The organism is Photorhabdus australis DSM 17609 (assembly GCF_000711895.1).
Lineage (GTDB): Bacteria > Pseudomonadota > Gammaproteobacteria > Enterobacterales > Enterobacteriaceae > Photorhabdus > Photorhabdus australis.
The window spans coordinates 1-17,597 of record NZ_JONO01000075.1; the positions used below are offsets into that span (position 1 = coordinate 1).

The window sequence follows — 17,597 nt, forward strand, 5'->3', positions numbered from 1 at the left end:
TTGCCAAATATGATTTTTTGCCTGTTCTCTTTGTTAATTTGCTTAACTTGAGTTAATAGATCAGTTCTTGCATTGTGTGTAATTTCGCTTTTTTCAATATGCTTTTTAGCTACATCATTAACGTCGTTAACCGTTTTTCCCACCGAACTTGCAACCCATGCTGCTTGTGCAATGGTTAAGAGGATAGACGCAACAGGAAAAGCGACTTTAGCTGCAGTAATTGCAGCATTACCTGCGAGGGCTATTGAGCCGCCAACTATGGCAGTATCCTCCATAACATCGATGGTTTTTTTAGCGGTTTCTGCGAGTTCTTTTACACCTTCAGGCGTTGTTGTACCCACTGTGACTAATGCCTTTGTTGCTTGTTTAAATCGAGTCGGAATATTTTCCTTGGCATCTTGTACGGCATTACTCAGTAAGCTTGTTTTATCCAACTGAGAAATATTACCCGTTTTAGAAAACTCATATAATGCTGCAATATTTCCTCTTTCATTCATGACTGAGTCATGAGCGGGTAATTTACCTTCAGCAGCATCTGAGAAGACTTTACCTCTGCCAGAAAAGTTCTTTTTCACTGTATCAAGTAGACTAAAGTTTTGTTGCTTTTCTGCTGCTTTCAGATGTTGTGCATGAATTTTATTATTACCTACGCTTGAAATAGATTGTTGTTCAATGGCTGGTGTTTCCGAAGGTTTATTCGCATGTTTATAGGCTTCATAACCAAGTCCACCGGCAGCGGCTATTGCTGAGGTAACCCCTTTGATCACCGCTTTAGAAAACATTAATCCATTATCATCAAATGCGGATATAGGATTATTCCTCACCATCCGATATAAGTTTAATCCATCCACTGTCCCCGCTGGATCTGCACTTAACCACCGCCCTGACCATGATTGATAATATCGGTAGCCGTAATAATATAGCCCCGTTGCATCACGTTCTTTACCTGAGTAACGTATGGTTTTATAACTGGCTTCTGTCTGATTGTTTGCCGCCCATAGTGCGGTACCACCAAATGGGTAGTACTCTTCCTGACTGATAATTTGACCTTCGTGATCCAGTTCAAGTTGGCTGGAACCGATGAGGTTATCGTAGCTATAGCGCAGCTGATTGTTGCTGATGTCTTTTGGTTTACCGCTTTCCCAATGCAGTACTCTGGCCTGTGCGTAACCGGCTTTACCTACCGTGATAACTTGCAGGTTTTCTGTTGTGGTAGCGCTGTTTTGTGTTATGCGGAGTTCCAATCCAGGCAGATAAGTGACTCGCTGCTGCTGGGTACTATTTTGTGTTTGTTGCTCACTCACTTTTAGTCGCCGAATTCCGTCTCTACCGTAGCGATACCATTCATTTCCTGTACCGTTGTTGACTTGTTTCAGCTCACCTTGTGGAGTCCAGATCAAGGTTTGTCCGGGTAACAGACTGGTTTGATGTCCGCCAGCATCGAACAGGGTATCAACTTTGTTTGGATCTGTAGTTAATGTGCTGATAACGCCTCGATTACTGCGATTCGATATCGTGATGCCCCTGGTATAGCTATTTTGGGTAGCGGATGAATTGTGTCGGATTTGCAGCAGGTTACCGCTGTGATCGTAGCTATAGTGACGGGTATAGTTAGTGTAGCTGTTGTTATCAGAGGGTAGAACAGGAGAGGGAAGTCGATGATTTTGCTGACCAATATTTGCCATTTCACGTCCTGTCGCGCTGATAAGCTGATACAGGGAATCATAAGCATAAGTGTTTTTTGGTACGACTTTTTGGTTGCGCCAAAAGCGAGTGGCTTCTGCATCGTTACTGATACTGATCACGTTACCTACTGGATCATATTCATAACGTAAATCCTGTAATATTTTATTGTCTGATAGACGGTGGGTAGTGATACCAATAAGCCGTTGGGTTTCCGGCTCATAGGCGTATTCAGTGATAATGCCGTTACCGTGTTCTTCACGTAATTTTTGTCCGGCGGCGGAATAAGTCAGGGATTTAACAATAATCTGTTCGTTCTGACCTTTTAGTGTTAACCAGCTACCTTTTAGTTGACCTGCTACATCATAGGTTAAACGCTGGATATTCCCTTTTGCATCGGTTTGGGTCAGTAGAGCGCCAGTAGCATCGGTTTTATTTTGAGTCGTGTGGATATCATGACTTAGTTTTTTCTGCCAGATACTTTGGTTTTCACCAGTCCAATCAGCTGGTTGGCTATCAATTAATAACTGTTGAGATTGCGATGAAATGGCTCCGGTTAGAGAAAGGTTGTTCAGTTGGATTAGCCCAGCCGTGTCGTAGTGGTAAATACACTGACCAGCAAGGTTATTGTTTTTTTCTGTCGTTGTATTACCTGCCCAGATTAGGCGCTCGATAGTTTTCTCTTCAGTCTGTATTTGTTCGGTGATAGTGAGCAGACGACCGGGCAGATTGTTGCCTTCGTAGTGATGATTATGGCGGACACCAGTTGCATTGATGGTAAACACTGGGCGGCCTTCAATATCGTTGAGAGTGATAGTCTGACCAGCATCAACATTTTCTTCACGCAGAACATTGCCTGCCAGATTAAAGATACGAGTGAAGTTAGGCCCACTTTGGTCTTTATTTTTACGTGGATCAGTACCTTTCACCTGAAATCCTTGAATATTGAACTCATAGAGAGTAATCAGCTCGTTACTGTTTTCATCAGTTTGAGTACGTAAGTATTCCAGTGTGCGTATATTCCTCCTTCTGTTATCCAATACATTGATTGATGGTGTTTTTTGGTCAATTGCGGAATGATAATTACCCATATTTCAGTCCTTTATGCTGTTTAATCTGCGGGAGAATTTAACTCATGATAACAACAATAAAAACTTATCATTAAATGGGTAAGGGAAGCGATTTGTTACTATATTATTAATACAAACACGTTATTATTTTTTGAAATTAAGTTAATAGGAATTAAGGTTACGTCATAATCAAATTGTGCGGTGTTCGTTTATTTATTACTATAAATTGGATATTAATTTATTAAATATATTGATTTTTCTATCTATTTTAGATGGTTTTATCTTAATTTGGCTCCTGTTGAATGAGGTTTTCTGCCCATTGGATTGTTTTATCTAATTAATAAATATCAATATTTTCAGTGGTTTTTAATTATGCAATCAGGATTATTCATATTCATGTTGCTTTATTTATCAAATAATAATAATTTTTATTATCATTCTCATGTAATACGTATGCTTGTTGTAGTTGATAATCTAAACTTTATGGGAACCAAATGAGAGAGCTAACGACCATGCAGGCCGCTTATTGGGTTGGCCGGCAGTATGAACAGACGTTGGGTGGTGTTACCGCACATTTGTATGCAGAATTTGATGGTACTGGACTTGATCTTGAGCGGCTGAAAATTGCTGTACAGTATCTCTTTGATATTCATCCGATGTTACGACTACGCGTTACACCGGATGGCATGCAAACTATAGAAAGTCTGTCTTCCAATAACAAATTGCACATTGATGATGTCAGCATATATGGCGAAAAGGCATTGCTGATTTTCTGGAAAATAAACGAAAAGGCAAAACTCACCAGAAATTGGATCTTGAACATGGTCAGCCAATTGATTTGAGTATCACTCTTTTAAAAGATGGAGAGGGGAATATTGTAGTGATCGATTAGCAGTTCAACTGACTAAAGAAGAAAAGCAATCGTTAAAGGCAACAGCTAAAAAATGTCAAATTACGCTATCAACACTATTCCTGTCTCTTTTCGCTTGTACAGTGGGGATTTGCACCCAGTCTGACAAATTTAGATTAAATATGCCTACGTTCCAGCGAGAACATTATCTCAGTGATGTAGACAAAATTGTTGGTGATTTTTCAGATTTATTTATTTTAAGTGTTGAATTACAGCGTCATGAGTCGATGGTGACGTTATGCCGTCATTTTTTGCGGATCAAATTGCTTTACTCCTTTCTCACCGTGCTTATCCGGGAGTCAGCGTTATGCGAGATCTTTCCAGATACCACGGTAACCTTTCTTTTTGAAGGGTGCTAAATGTTTAAGTTCGTTAACGTAGGTTTTGTTCTTTCTCATAATTAAAGATCGAGGAAATATCATGGATACTGCACTAACATCATTACAACTCGCTTATCTATTAGGCCGAAGTGAATTGCTACCATTGGGTGGTGTTGCCATGCATGATTTCAGGGAATTCAGAGGCAATATCGAGTTTTCTGTCATTAGGACTCGGCTAACCGGATTAGTACAGCAATATGATGCGTTACGCACTCATATAGATGAAAGTTCATTGGTTCAACATATCTCCGATGCCATTATCCTGAATCTTGATGAAATTGATTTCACAGGTATCCCGCGTTCAGTAGCTTATCAAAAGATCGATGAAATGAGGCTGGCGTATTCTCATAAAATCCACGATCTTTCTCGCTCTCCCTGGCATATTTGGGTCATTAAATTGGCAGAGTCAGAAGATGAGGATAATGACCATTTTACGACGGTGGTGTTCGTGAGTTTTGACGCACTGATTTTGGATGGAAAAGCTATTTCTCTAATATTGTTTAAATTGTTTGAAGAAGATGAGAATGAACAGAAAAGTGATATGCAAACGAGAAATATCGCTCACCTGCTTCCACAGTCTTCTATGTCGAAAAAACAAAGTGATACTCAATATTGGTCAGAAAAGCTGAAAGAATATCCTGGTCCACCGACTTTGCCCTGGAAGAGACCACCAGAATCGATAAAATCTTCTCGCTACAGAAGGGAAACGGTTACTGTTCCCAACGCGACGTTGAATCATTTATCTAAAATAGCTTCATCTTATGGTCTGTTTCAAAATACGATTTTATCCACGATTATCCTGGAGATAATGTCATTTTGGACACAAGATAGTAAGTTATGTATCGGTGTTCCGGTTGCTATGCCCGGCAAGAAAATGCAGTTTAGTAATGAGTCTTCATTTATCGCTGCTTATTTTAAAAGAGACCAAGTGCCATTTTTGGAGAGAGCGAGTGCTTTTCAAAATGATATTTTTGCATCTCTGGAACATCTGGATTTTTCCGGTGTTGATATTAATAAACTGATATTTAATCAACATCAGATAGGGTTAGCGTTACCCGTTGTATTAACGAATGGTTTGTCATGGAAAACACTATCCGCATCTGGTGATGTCTCTTTTTATGGTGGATTAACGCAGACGCCACAGGTTGCGATGGATATTCGTTTGTCTCTGGACCAGGATAAAAATCTGGTGTTATCCATTGATTATGCAGATAAAGCACTGGAAAAAAATATCGTGCAGGATATTTTACAAACCATCACTCAGGCAATAACGCTTATCTGCCGTCAGGGAAACCTCATGGTGGATTTTTCTGAGGCGATTGAATATCACCATTACAAAGATAACGGTGATGATAGTGATTTTATTTGTTCCAATTTCCTGACTCGTATTGCGGATAACCTATTGACGACAAAATTAAAAAAATCCGCCATTATCTGTGGGGAGCGGCAAATTGCTTATTCTGAATTGGGGGAATATGTTCAAAAGATAGTGAATAGCCTGAATTGTTGTGGGATGCGTAAAGGGAGTGTTGTTGCGATTTGTTTGCCTCGTAGTCCTGAGCATATAATGGTGACAATCGCATGTGCACTTTTGGGAATTATTTGGGTGCCTATTGATGTTAACTCTCCCTCTGAACGACTGGATTATTTGCTAACGAATTGCCATCCTGATCTCATTGTAAATACCGGACAGTTGAAGAGTGATAAAGCCATCACACTGGAGACATTACTCACATCGGTTTCTGAAAACGTTTTATTCTCCTTAGAAACATTATCATCACTGAGTCATAGCATTGACCCAGCTTATTATCTGTATACCTCTGGAACAACGGGTAAGCCAAAATGTGTGGTGCTCAATAACAAAGCAACATCTAATGTCATTGAGCAAACCATGAATAAATGGGAGGTTAAACAGGATGATGTGTTTATTTCCGTTACGCCATTACATCATGATATGTCTGTTTTCGACCTTTTTGCATCACTGACTATTGGTGCAACACTGGTTATCCCTGAACTTCATGAAGAGAAAGATGCTATCCGTTGGAATCGGCTGGTTTCGAAACACAAAGTTTCTATTTGGTGCTCAGTGCCTGCGATTTTGGAAATGTTAATTGCGTGCCAAAAGGGAGATTCTCTCTCTTCCCTCAGACTGATAGCGCAGGGCGGTGATTATATTAAGCCTATGATTATCAAGGAAATTAAAGCAACTTATCCTGATATCCGACAGTTTTCTCTGGGAGGACCGACTGAAACGACAATTTGGAGTATATGGCATGAAATTACCTCAGAGGATGCTAGCCTTATTCCCTATGGTAAACCACTGCCAGCGACTCAATATTTTATCTGTAATGATATCAATGAACATTGCCCGGCGTTTGTAACGGGGCGGATTTATACTACCGGAGTTAATCTTGCCTTAGGTTATCTTGAGGATGGTATTGTTGTACAAAAAGATTTTGTCACTATCACTACGCCTAAAGGTGAGCAGTTAAGAGCATTTAGAACAGGAGATCAGGGTTATTACCGAAGAGATGGCACAATTATTTTTGCCAGCAGAGTAAATGGTTATGTCAAAATTCGGGGAATTAGAGTATCTCTGCCTGATATTGAAAATGAGCTATGTAAGCATCCGCAAATCAATAATGTTGTGGTCGTTGATTATCCAAATGAACAAAATGGTGACGCAACATTAGGCGCTATGTATACGACACAAAATAACCGGGAAATTCTTTCTTCAGAATTACGGGATTTTTCTCATAAGCTTTTACCTGTCTCTCATATACCAACACGTTTTATTCATATCCAGGCATTTCCTTTGTCTGCAAACGGTAAAATAGATCGACATCAAATTAGGGCGTTCTTTACGCAATCGAAGTCGGATAATTTGGTTGATAAGAAATCCGTTGTATCGGAAAGCCAAAGAGTCAATAACAGCGCAGAAGATGAATATTACCAATCGATCCTCGGTATTTATTTACATACCATTGGCGCGCAGCAGTTATCTGGTTTGAATGAAGATTCTGAGTTTTTAGCGCTAGGATTAAGACCGTCTCATCTCAAAGAAATTGCGCTGCGTCTCACTGAAAAATTTGGCGTTATTCTGACGCCTCAGCTTTTAGTTAAATGCAGGAATGCCCGGCAGGTTTTCTCTTTGCTTTCATAAAGACATAACCTATTTTTTCTCAAAGAACCGGAGCCAGACTCCGGTTCTCACATTGGTGACTTTTAACGTTTCGATTGTCATTGCGCAGAAACAAAAAGAACTGAAATTGTTGTAAAGGTTCAATGGTATCTCCGATCTTATCGGCACTTTTCAGCATTTAATATATACAATTCCCCATTGTCAGGATTAAATGGCAGATCTTGATCACATTTTATACTTCCTATTCAGACAGGTAATTAATCCCACATTAAAATAGTTTAATAATGTTATTACAAAATTATTAATTATTATCTATGGGAAAATTACCACTTTATCACCGAAGCCTGACCGGGCTGATGCTGCTGGCAATCTCCGCACTGGCACAGGCGGCAATTCCTGTTAGCTTTGCGGATCAAGAAACTATCACGCAGCAACAAAAAGCCTTGTTGCTGCAAGCCCAACAGCAACGGGAGGCGCTGCGTCACAATATCACCTTATCTCCATCCCCCGCTTTGGCACCAGATACCTCTGAATCTGTTTGCCACATCATTCAACGGATTGAATTTGTGGGCGCAGAAAGCCTGTCAAGGTCAGTCAAACAGAACTTGATTCACCCTTACTTATCTCATTGCTTAACTTTGCCGGATATTAATGGGCTGGTGCGTAAAGTATCGAATGCCTATATAGAACGGGGTTATGTTACATCCCGTGCCGGCCTCAAAACACAGGATTTATCCGCTGGAACCCTCATTATTACCGTGAATGAAGGCAAAATTGAGTCAATCAGCCTCGACGATAAAACACCACGCTCACTCAATATGGCCTTTCCCGGCATGATCGGCAAAGTACTTAATCTGCGGGATATTGAACAAGGCATGGAGCGCTTAAATCGCCTGCCTTCCCAACAGGTCACTATCGATATTCAGCCGGGAAAGCAACCGGGGTATTCTGCGGTTTCCTTAAAGCGAACATCGGCGCGTTTACCGATCAGCGCCAGTTTGGGGGCAGATAACAGTGGTCAGAAAAATACCGGCACGGGACAAATCAATGCCAGTATGAACCTGGATAATCCATTACATCTTGCTGACCAGTGGTCACTGTCTGCCAGCCATAACAATGATTTTCGCCATAGCCACCAAAACCGCACGTTGTCTGCCAATGTGATGGTGCCTTATGGTTATTGGTTGTTCAGTTATCAATATATGTGGAACGACTCCTTTCAAAACATCCCAGCTGATTTACAAGCCTATCGCTACGAAGGGGACAGCCAAACTCAGCGGTTGGCAATAAACCGGGTGTTATACCGGGATGGCGAACAGAAGCTGGCGTTGGATCTGGGATTGACGCGTCGCCAAACGACCAATTTACTGGCAGGAGAGAAATTATCCATTAGCAGCCCGTCACTCAGCACCATCAGCCTTGGTGTTAATTACAGTGCCGTGCTGGCGGGTAGCTATATCACATTCAACCCTGTAATCAGCCACGGTTTACCGGTGTTCGGTGCGACAAAAGATGATCCGTATTTTCCCGATATGCCTCGCAGTCAATTCCGTAAATTTAGCCTGAGTGCCAGCTATTTTATGCCGGTCACGGATTCCCTTTATTACCTCTCATCCATCTACGCCCAGACCACACCCGACAACCTCTATGCCAGCGAACGTCTTTCACTGGGCGGGCAATATTCCGTCCGGGGATTTAAAGAACAATCGCTTACCGGCAATCGCGGCGGATATTGGCGCAATGAACTGAATTGGCGAATTTCAGCGCTGCCTGTACTGGGTGAGCTTGCCTTAACCGGAGCGCTAGATACGGGTTGGTTACGGGGAAAAACCGGACAGATTGAGGGAGGTAATGTTTCCGGCGCTGCGCTTGGCCTCTCCTTGACTCACCGCAGGTTCAATCAGGCGATAACGATAGGGACACCACTTACTCACCCTGATCAGCTGAAACCGGATCACTGGGTCGTTTATTGGTCTGCATCACTGACACTGTAACGATGTAAGCCCCTCTATTGATAAAAACATTTTATTTCAACAAGATAGGATTGATATATGAGTCAACGTACTCACCCTGTGACAAGGGCCACGAGTTATCTTTTAATTTACCTGACCGCCGTTTATCCCCTTCACCCCGCTATTGCCGTTGGGATAATGCCGGATAATCCCCAAACACAGGTACAAAATCAGGGGCATGTCCCCGTGGTAAATATCGCTACGCCGAACGGTAACGGGATATCTCACAATACCTATCAGGAGTTCAATGTCGCCACGCAAGGAGCCGTCCTCAATAACGCCACTCAGGTGGTTCAGTCACAACTGGCCGGGCAACTTAACGCCAACCCTAACCTGAAAGAGAAACCGGCGGCACTGATCATCAATGAAGTCACTGGCAGCGGTCGCTCTGACCTGCAAGGCCCGCTGGAAGTGATTGGTAATAAAGCCAATGTGATGATTGCCAACCCCAACGGCATTACCTGTGATGGTTGTGGTTTTATTAATACTTCGGGCGCCACCCTGACCACCGGCAAACCGCAGTTTGATAAACAGGGGGTACTGGAAGCGCTGGAAGTGAAACAAGGCCAGATTACCATTGGCGGCAAAGGGCTGGAGGGTAAAACAACGGATTATGTCGATATTATCAGCCGGGCGACTGAATTAAATGGAAAAATTCAGGCCAACACACTTTCTCTGACGCAGGGCGCCAATCGCATCAACCTGAAAGACGGCACAGTGAAACCTATCGCTGGTGAAGGGACTAAACCGCAATTAGCGGTTGATACCAAAGCGCTGGGTGGCATGTATGCCAATAAAATCCGGCTGGTGGCCACTGAAGCCGGGGTTGGGGTTAATCTCACTAATCTGACCACCGCCCAGGACGCTATCCGTTTAACTGCTGAAGGTAAAATTATCCTGGGGGAGGTACAGGCCAAAACAGACCTCCACATCAACAGCAAAGCCATTGAAACCGCGGCACAAAGTCATATACAGGCGGGTCAAAGTCTGATGTTGACCGCCGACACACTCCACAATCAAGGTCAAATCCGGGCGGGGGGAGATATCACCCTGAAAACGGCCAAACTGGATAACGTCAATTCAGCCAGGCAAAGTCACCCCAGGATTACCGCAGGTAAAAACAACCGTATTACCGCTGACGAGATAAATAACGCTGGCGAGTTAAGCGCGGTACAAAATCTCACCCTGACCGGCAAAAATTTTTCAACCAAAGCGATAAAAGATAGCCAGCAGAATATCATCGGTAAACTGAGTGCGGGTGGGGATCTGACGGCGACATTTAAAGATGTATTTCGTTTTGATTGGGATAAGGAACATTTTAAAGCGGGCAAGAAACCCACTGATCCGGCTTTAATCACCGGGAAAAACATTTCTCTGACCGCCAGAGATTTAGTAAATCGTGCGTCAATGAAGGCAGAACAAAACTTAACCATTAATGCGGAAACTGTCTATTTAGGCCAGGGGAATTTAAACGCCGGGAACCATGTCATGCTGGATGGAAAGTCACACCTTGATGTGAATGGCTATGATATCTCCGGTCGTGATGTAACCTTGCTTGCCAGCCGGGGGATGCTTTCTGTTGCCTCTGGTGATGACTATGCCCCGGAAGGAATAAGGGTATTAACCACGCTTTCTGCTGATAACCTATTACGCATTATCGCCGATGGTCCTATTGATATTGCAGATACCCTGGTTAACCGGGCGAAAAATATCTTTTTGGCAACCAATGATAAGCTTGAGATTTATGCCTCGGGTGATTTAATTGATGAACAGAGTCCACTTAGTGACGGCGCTAAACAAGAATTAATTAATCAGCGTCTGCGCCAGCTCAGCCAATTACAAGCGGATGAAAATATAGAGATCCATGCAGGAAAGATTGTCGATCTGAGAAGTATTTCTTTAACCGCAGGGAAAGATATCACTCTGACCAGTGGCGGCACGCTTGATATTAGCAAAAGAACAGCAGAGGACCCCTATGAATATTCAAATGAGCATGGAGATGACTATGAAAAACATTATGAAAATGCCGATGACAAGGAAGACGAACAATCTTACCCACAATTTCAATTCCCGATAATAAAAAGTACTCTCACTGCCGGCAATAACTTAACCATTAATGCCGGTGGTGACATTATTGATACTGAGGCAACTTTATTGGCAAAAGGGGTGACTGCCATCACCAAAAACAATGTAGAGTTGCATTCACCGGCAGGGAAGTATAACTCAGTCGAAGGGAAATATACGCCAGTCACTTCTGCGCTGATTGCACGCGCGTTAAGTCATGCTCCTCAACTGACCATGAACTTCTCAGAAGTAGAAGGAGAAGTACCGGGAATTAAACTGGCGGATAAGCAAACCCGGATCACCTCGAAAAACAATCGCCCTATTATTCATATTGCAGCACCTAATGCCCGTGGTGTTTCACATAACCGTTATCAGGAATTTAATGTCGGGACCTCAGGATTAGTATTTAATAACGCGACCCATGATACGCAGTCTATATTGGCGGGGCAAATTGGCGCCAATCTCAACTTCAAAGGTCAATCGGCTGAACTGATTATTAATGAAGTCGTGGGTGCCTTAGCCTCAAATCTGCAAGGGCTGTTGGAAGTGGTAGGGCAAAAAGCCAATGTTCTCATTGCCAACCCGAACGGTATTATCTGTAATGGCTGTCGTTTTGTTAATACTCCGGCTATTACTTTATCGACGGGTAAACCGGTGTTTGATAAAGAGGGAGCGTTAGCGGCCCTGGCAGTGAAAAAAGGCACCATAACCTTGGGTGAAAAGGGGCTGGATGCTACGGCGCAGGATGAGGTCGATATTATCAGCCGAACCACTCAGCTTAACGGCCAAGTGCAGGCGAAAAACCTGACATTGACACAAGGCTCCAACCGGATTGATTTCAAACGAGGGACCTTTGTCCCTATTGCAGAGGAAGGTTATACCCCTTGGGAAGCGATTGATACCGGGTTATTAGGGGGAATGTATGCCAATAAAATCCGTCTGGTGAGTACCGAGCCGGGTAAGGGTGTTAATCTGACCAACCTGACGGCAACGCAAGGCGACATCAGTCTGACGGCGGATGGCAAGGTGACTCTGGGGGATGTACAGGCTAAAACGGACATAAACATGCGTGGCAAAAGCATTGACATCGGTACACGGCGTCATGTGCAAGCCGGTCAGCATCTGATATTGACAACCGATACATTGCAGAATTGGGGACGAATTGGTGCCGACGGTGATATCGCCATTAAAGCGAAAACCTTGTCTTTAGATGGGGGAAATGTCACCGCCGGGAACCAGGTTCAGCTACAGGAAGAGAAAAGTCTTACGGTGCGTGGCACTAATATTTCAGGTCATGACATTACCTTAATCTCCAGCGGTGGTGATATTTATGTTTCATCTGGAGGAGATAATTCCACTGCGGCAGGCATACAGGCGCTATCTACTATTTCTGCGGTTAATACGTTACATATTCTGTCTGAACAGGGAATATCGCTTTCAAATACGCTAATTAACCGGGCGAAAAATATCTTTTTAGCGGGTAATGGTTGGGTTAATACTAATCAGCCTTTGGCAGCGGATGAGAATATTGATCTTCATGCTGGATGGGGGATAAATTTGGATGGGATTTCCCTGACCGCCGGGAAAGATATTACCCTGACCAGTGGTGGCTCGATTAATATTGGCAAGGTTACTGCCGGCAACAATTTAACCCTGATTGCCGGCAGCAATATGAAGGAGACAGCATTATCGGCAGAAGGCGCGACCACAGTCGCCCAATATAGTACCGCGTTGCGCTTAGCTGACGGGAAATATACCCCGGTGACTTCGGCGTTGATTGATCTTGCATTAGGCAATGCCCCCCAACTGACCATCAATATCCCAGAAATAGCCGGTGGAATACCCGGGATTCAACTGGCGGATAAACGAACGCGGATTGCCGTGAGAAATAACCTGCCTATTATCCATATTGCGGCGCCTAATTCTCGAGGTATTTCACATAACCGTTATCAGGAATTTAATATTGGGGCTGCCGGGCTGGTGCTCAATAACGCTACCGAAGCTACCCAATCCGTACTGGCGGGACAAATTGGGGCAAACCCTCACTTCAATGGTAAATCGGCTGAGTTGATTATTAATGAAGTGGTGGGGACTTTAGCCTCAAATCTACAGGGCCTGTTGGAAGTAGTGGGGCAAAAAGCTGCTGTCTTCATCGCCAACCCGAACGGCATAACCTGTAATGGCTGTGGCTTTATCAACATCCCGGCTGTCACCTTATCGACGGGTGAGCCGGTGTTTGATAAAGAGGGCGCGTTAGCGGCTTTAGAAGTGAAAAAAGGCGCCATAACCTTTGATGAAAAGGGGCTGGATGCGACGGCGCAGGATGATGTCGATATTATCAGCCGGGCCACGATACTTAACGGCAAAGTGCAGGCGAAAAACCTGACACTGACACAAGGCCCCAACCGGATTGATGTCAAACGCGGGACCCTTGTCCCTATTGCAGGCGAGGGTGATACCTCTTGGAAAGCGATTGATACCGGATCATTGGGGGGAATGTATGCTAATAAAATCCGTCTGGTGAGTACCGAACCGGGTAAGAAAGTTAACCTGACCAACCTGACCGCAACGCAAGGCGACATCCGTTTGACCGCTGATGGAGAGGTGAGGCTAGGAAATGTACAGGCCAAAACAGACATCACCGTTAGCAGTAAAAGCATTAAAACGACGGAACAGAGTCAGGTGCAGGCCGGGAAAGACATCACGCTGGCTACGAACACATTGAACAACACCGGTAAGATTATCGCAGAAGGTGACATGCGGTTATTTATCGACCATTTATACAATCGGAATAAGGGACTGATTCAGGCAAATAACCATCTCTGGTTGCAAAAAGACGCGAGCGGTAATTTAAGCACTGAAATTAACAACGCTTCAGCGACGCTGAAAACCCATAACGGCGATATCATTATTCGCACAAAAGCGTTAAATAGTGCCCGGGATGCCAGCGTTGCTGCGGGAATGAACGCTTATATCAATGCGACAAAGCTGGATAACAGTCAAAGCCAGTTTCATGCGAAGAAAAATCTCATCTTAACCGGTCACGACTTTAACAACGAGATGGACGGTAAACTTTCAGCCGATCTTAATGTGGTGGCCGATTTTATTCATCAATTCGACGGAACGGCGTTCATATTGGCGAAAAATATTCTGCTTCATGCCGGTGAAATTATTAACATGGGTCACCTCAAAGCGGACAATGATCTGTCAGTCATCGCTGAACGGAGAATAAATGCCAGCCAAAATACACTGGAGGCAAAGCGAAATCTGACCTTGATTGCGGGCAAAGATATCACCGCCCGTCAAACTGAGCTAAAAGGGGAAAATATTGAGTTTCTCGCGCGTGAGGGTGATATTCGGATGCCGATGGGTGGGGAGGATTCTCGTATTTCGGCCAGCGACAATTTGCGGATATTCGCGAATCACAAACTGGATCTCCAGGGTATTTTATTCGATAAAGCAAACAATATTACGTTAAACGCGGGGAGTGAAATTAATGCCGACCGGGTTAAATTAGCGGCAAATAAAAATCTGACACTTATTGCGGGCAAAGATATCAACGCCCGTCAGGCAGAGTTAAAGGGAAAAAATGTTGAACTTCTGGTACGTGAAGGCGACATCCAAATGGGACGGAATCGGTCTCATGAGTTATTGGCCTCAATTTCGGCCGATAATCATTTGCGGATTTCAGCAGGCAAGGATCTGGATCTCTCCGGTACCCGGTTGGATAAATCACAAAACCTGACATTAAGTGCGGGTCGTAACCTGAATGCCAGTCGAAGCCAATTGAACGCGGCGGGCAATATTAATCTGTTGGCGGGAAATGATTTAATGTTGCGGCAAGCTGGTATCCGGGCGGGGCAACAAGTCATGCTCAGTGCGGGCCGTGATATTGATATCTCTCTCCCCAATACGCCAGAGAGCCTGTTTTATTTATCCGAATTAGATGGATTAGATAAATTCGCTGAATTAGGCACGCAAATTACCGCGGGTGATCACCTGCAACTCAGTGCGGGGGAAGATATCGCGGGCATCGCGAGATTAACATCGACTAAAGGAAATATATCGGTTAACGCCGGACGGGATTTAATTTTTTCTGCCCGGAAATATTCGCCGATTAATGATGGTGATAAACAGTACCTTTATGCAACCAGCGCCATCAACGCGGCCCAAAATCTCAGCTTAGTTGCAGCAGGCAACCTGCTGACATCCGGGGCCAGCTTGACATCCGGCAATGATATGCGGCTTTCCGCGGGTGGAAATGTTCGTTTTGAATCGCGGCAAGAATTTATCCGCGAGGGGAATATTGAGCGCTTTACGCAACATGCCAGCCGGCTGAACAGTGGTGGCGCATTAACTCTCCACTCTCAGGGCAGTATTTTATTCCAGGCGACGGCGTTAATCGCCAAAGGGGTGATGGATATCGCGGCAACAGGCGGTTTTCTCTATGCGCAAGCAATGGAGGAAGTTTATAAGCGGGAAGAAACAGAGAAAAGCTGTAAAGGTTTTGGGCCGATAAAGTCGTGTAAAGTGTTTGGGTCTAAAACAGAACATCGAGTACAAATCAAGAAGACCAACAAAGTCACGGAATTTATGGCCGGGGGTGATATTAACCTGATGGCAAAGGATGAGGTGACATTGGAGGCGAGTCGGATAGAAACCAGTAAAAACGCGAAAATCACCAGCCAGACAGGGAAAGTGAACTTCAAGGCGATGCCCAATATTGATTTTGAGCAGACCATCACGACGTCAAAAGGCTTTTTTATTACACAGCGCGATAAAGGTCACCGTGAGGAGACTTGGATAATCCCATCAGTGCATGTTGGCGGTACGCTGACAGTGGGCGCGGCGAAAGGCATCAATGCGGATGTGAAAGTAAAAGAGGGGCAGTTACTGGAAGACGCGTTAGGGGTACTGGGTAACACCCCCGGCACCGAATGGTTGAAAAACCTTCAAGGCCGTAATGATGTCCAGTGGAATCAGGTTAAGGATGCTTACAGTAGCTGGAACAAAAAAAGTGAAAGCTTAAACCCTGTGGTGGGGGCGGTGATTGCGATTGCAGTCGCGGCGGTCACGGCGGGTTCGGGCCTGGCGGCCTGGGCGGGAAGTGGCGCAGTGGGGACGACTGGCGCCACGGGAGCCACGGCGAGCGCGGTTTATGGGGCGGCTTATGGCGGAATGATAGGGTTGACCTCGCAGGCGGCGGTGGCCTTAGTTGAAAATAAAGGGGATCTTACCCAGACACTGGCAGCCTTAGCGAAACGCGATGCCGTCAAATCCCTTGTTACCCAAATAGCCGTGGGTGGCGCATTAGGGGGATTAGACCACACGATGGGTTGGGGAAAATTAGTGGAGGGAAAAGGCGTTGTCGATCCGATAAAAGCGCAGCTTCCCTTATTGAGTAATCAGAATTGGAGTCAGGTGGCCCAGCGTGTGGCGGCGCAATCCGTGGTGAGTTCAACAATAGGGACGGCGATTAACGGCGGCAGTTTTACGGATAATCTGCAAACCGCGTTGTTGAGCAATATAGGCAACCAGATTAATGCGGAAGGCGCCAAACTGATTGGTGATAATGGGCAAATTCTGGATGTCCCGGGTAAAGCGATTAGCCATGCCGCAGTGTCTGCGCTGGCGGCGGAAATTGGCGGTGGAGATGCTAAAGGGGCGGCAGTGGGCGCATTAGCCGCAGAACTGGCCGCCATCACCTTGGATAAAACCTTTAGCGATCCGATGGCAATTCAGGCCGGTGGTAAAATCATTGGCGGCGCTGCGGGAGCCATTGCGACCAACAGCGCAGAAGGTGCCAACAGTGGGGCCAATGCCGGTGAAATGGTGATTGTCTACAATTCACTGGCCCATCTTCTGTCAGCCGCAGAGAAAGAAAAGTCAGGAACACTCAAAACCTACGAGGAAAAGAAGCAAGCCTTTTGTCAGCAGTCACCGCAGGCGTGTAAACAAGCTGGAGGTGTCATCAGTTTTGGTACTGACTTCGTGCCGATTGTCGGAGATATCAAAGGCTTTGTTGAAGCTGAAAGCGCGTTAGATTATCTGGCCGCCGCAGTAGCGATTATTCCCGGCGCAGGTGATGCCGCTGGGAAAACTATCAAGGCAGCAGAGAAAGCCTTACAGAAAGGTGATATTGGGGAAGCTTCTAAACTGCTCAATAAGGCCAGTGATGAAATTACATCAGTCTCACGCCCTAGCCATAGAAAATCAGAAATTGATGTCGGGAAAGATTTGGGGGATGGATGGAATGGTCAGGTTACATTTAAAGAGGGTAAGGAAGTCCCCTATGGAACTAAAGGCAGTGTTCGTCCAGACTGGTGTCAGGGCAAT

Annotated in this window: 5 protein-coding genes and 1 pseudogene; 5 read left to right on the forward strand and 1 reads right to left on the reverse strand. The window is 44.8% G+C overall.

Annotated elements, in window-relative coordinates:
• On the reverse strand, positions 1 to 2,774 hold a 2,774-nt coding region (locus tag BO26_RS16890), incomplete at its 3' end, for an RHS repeat protein (RefSeq protein WP_036773497.1).
• Between the two features lie 473 nt (positions 2,775 to 3,247).
• Between BO26_RS16890 and BO26_RS21630 the strand changes: the two genes are divergently transcribed.
• The 5 genes and pseudogenes from BO26_RS21630 to BO26_RS16910 all read left to right on the forward strand — a co-directional run.
• Complete coding sequence (locus BO26_RS21630) at positions 3,248 to 3,595, forward strand: hypothetical protein (RefSeq protein ID WP_051691027.1); 348 nt, start codon at positions 3,248 to 3,250, stop codon at positions 3,593 to 3,595.
• A 40-nt stretch (positions 3,596 to 3,635) separates the two neighbouring features.
• Positions 3,636 to 4,022: pseudogene (locus tag BO26_RS24690) on the forward strand (hypothetical protein); the annotation flags it as partial.
• Between the two features lie 61 nt (positions 4,023 to 4,083).
• Positions 4,084 to 7,206, forward strand: a complete 3,123-nt coding sequence (locus tag BO26_RS16900; protein ID WP_036773499.1) for an amino acid adenylation domain-containing protein — start codon at positions 4,084 to 4,086, stop codon at positions 7,204 to 7,206.
• A gap of 293 nt (positions 7,207 to 7,499) precedes the next feature.
• Positions 7,500 to 9,179, forward strand: a complete 1,680-nt coding sequence (locus BO26_RS16905) for a ShlB/FhaC/HecB family hemolysin secretion/activation protein (protein ID WP_036773500.1) — start codon at positions 7,500 to 7,502, stop codon at positions 9,177 to 9,179.
• Positions 9,180 to 9,236: 57 nt separating this feature from the next.
• Positions 9,237 to 17,597 (forward strand): two-partner secretion domain-containing protein (locus tag BO26_RS16910; RefSeq protein ID WP_081861932.1); only part of this gene is annotated, 8,361 nt, incomplete at its 3' end.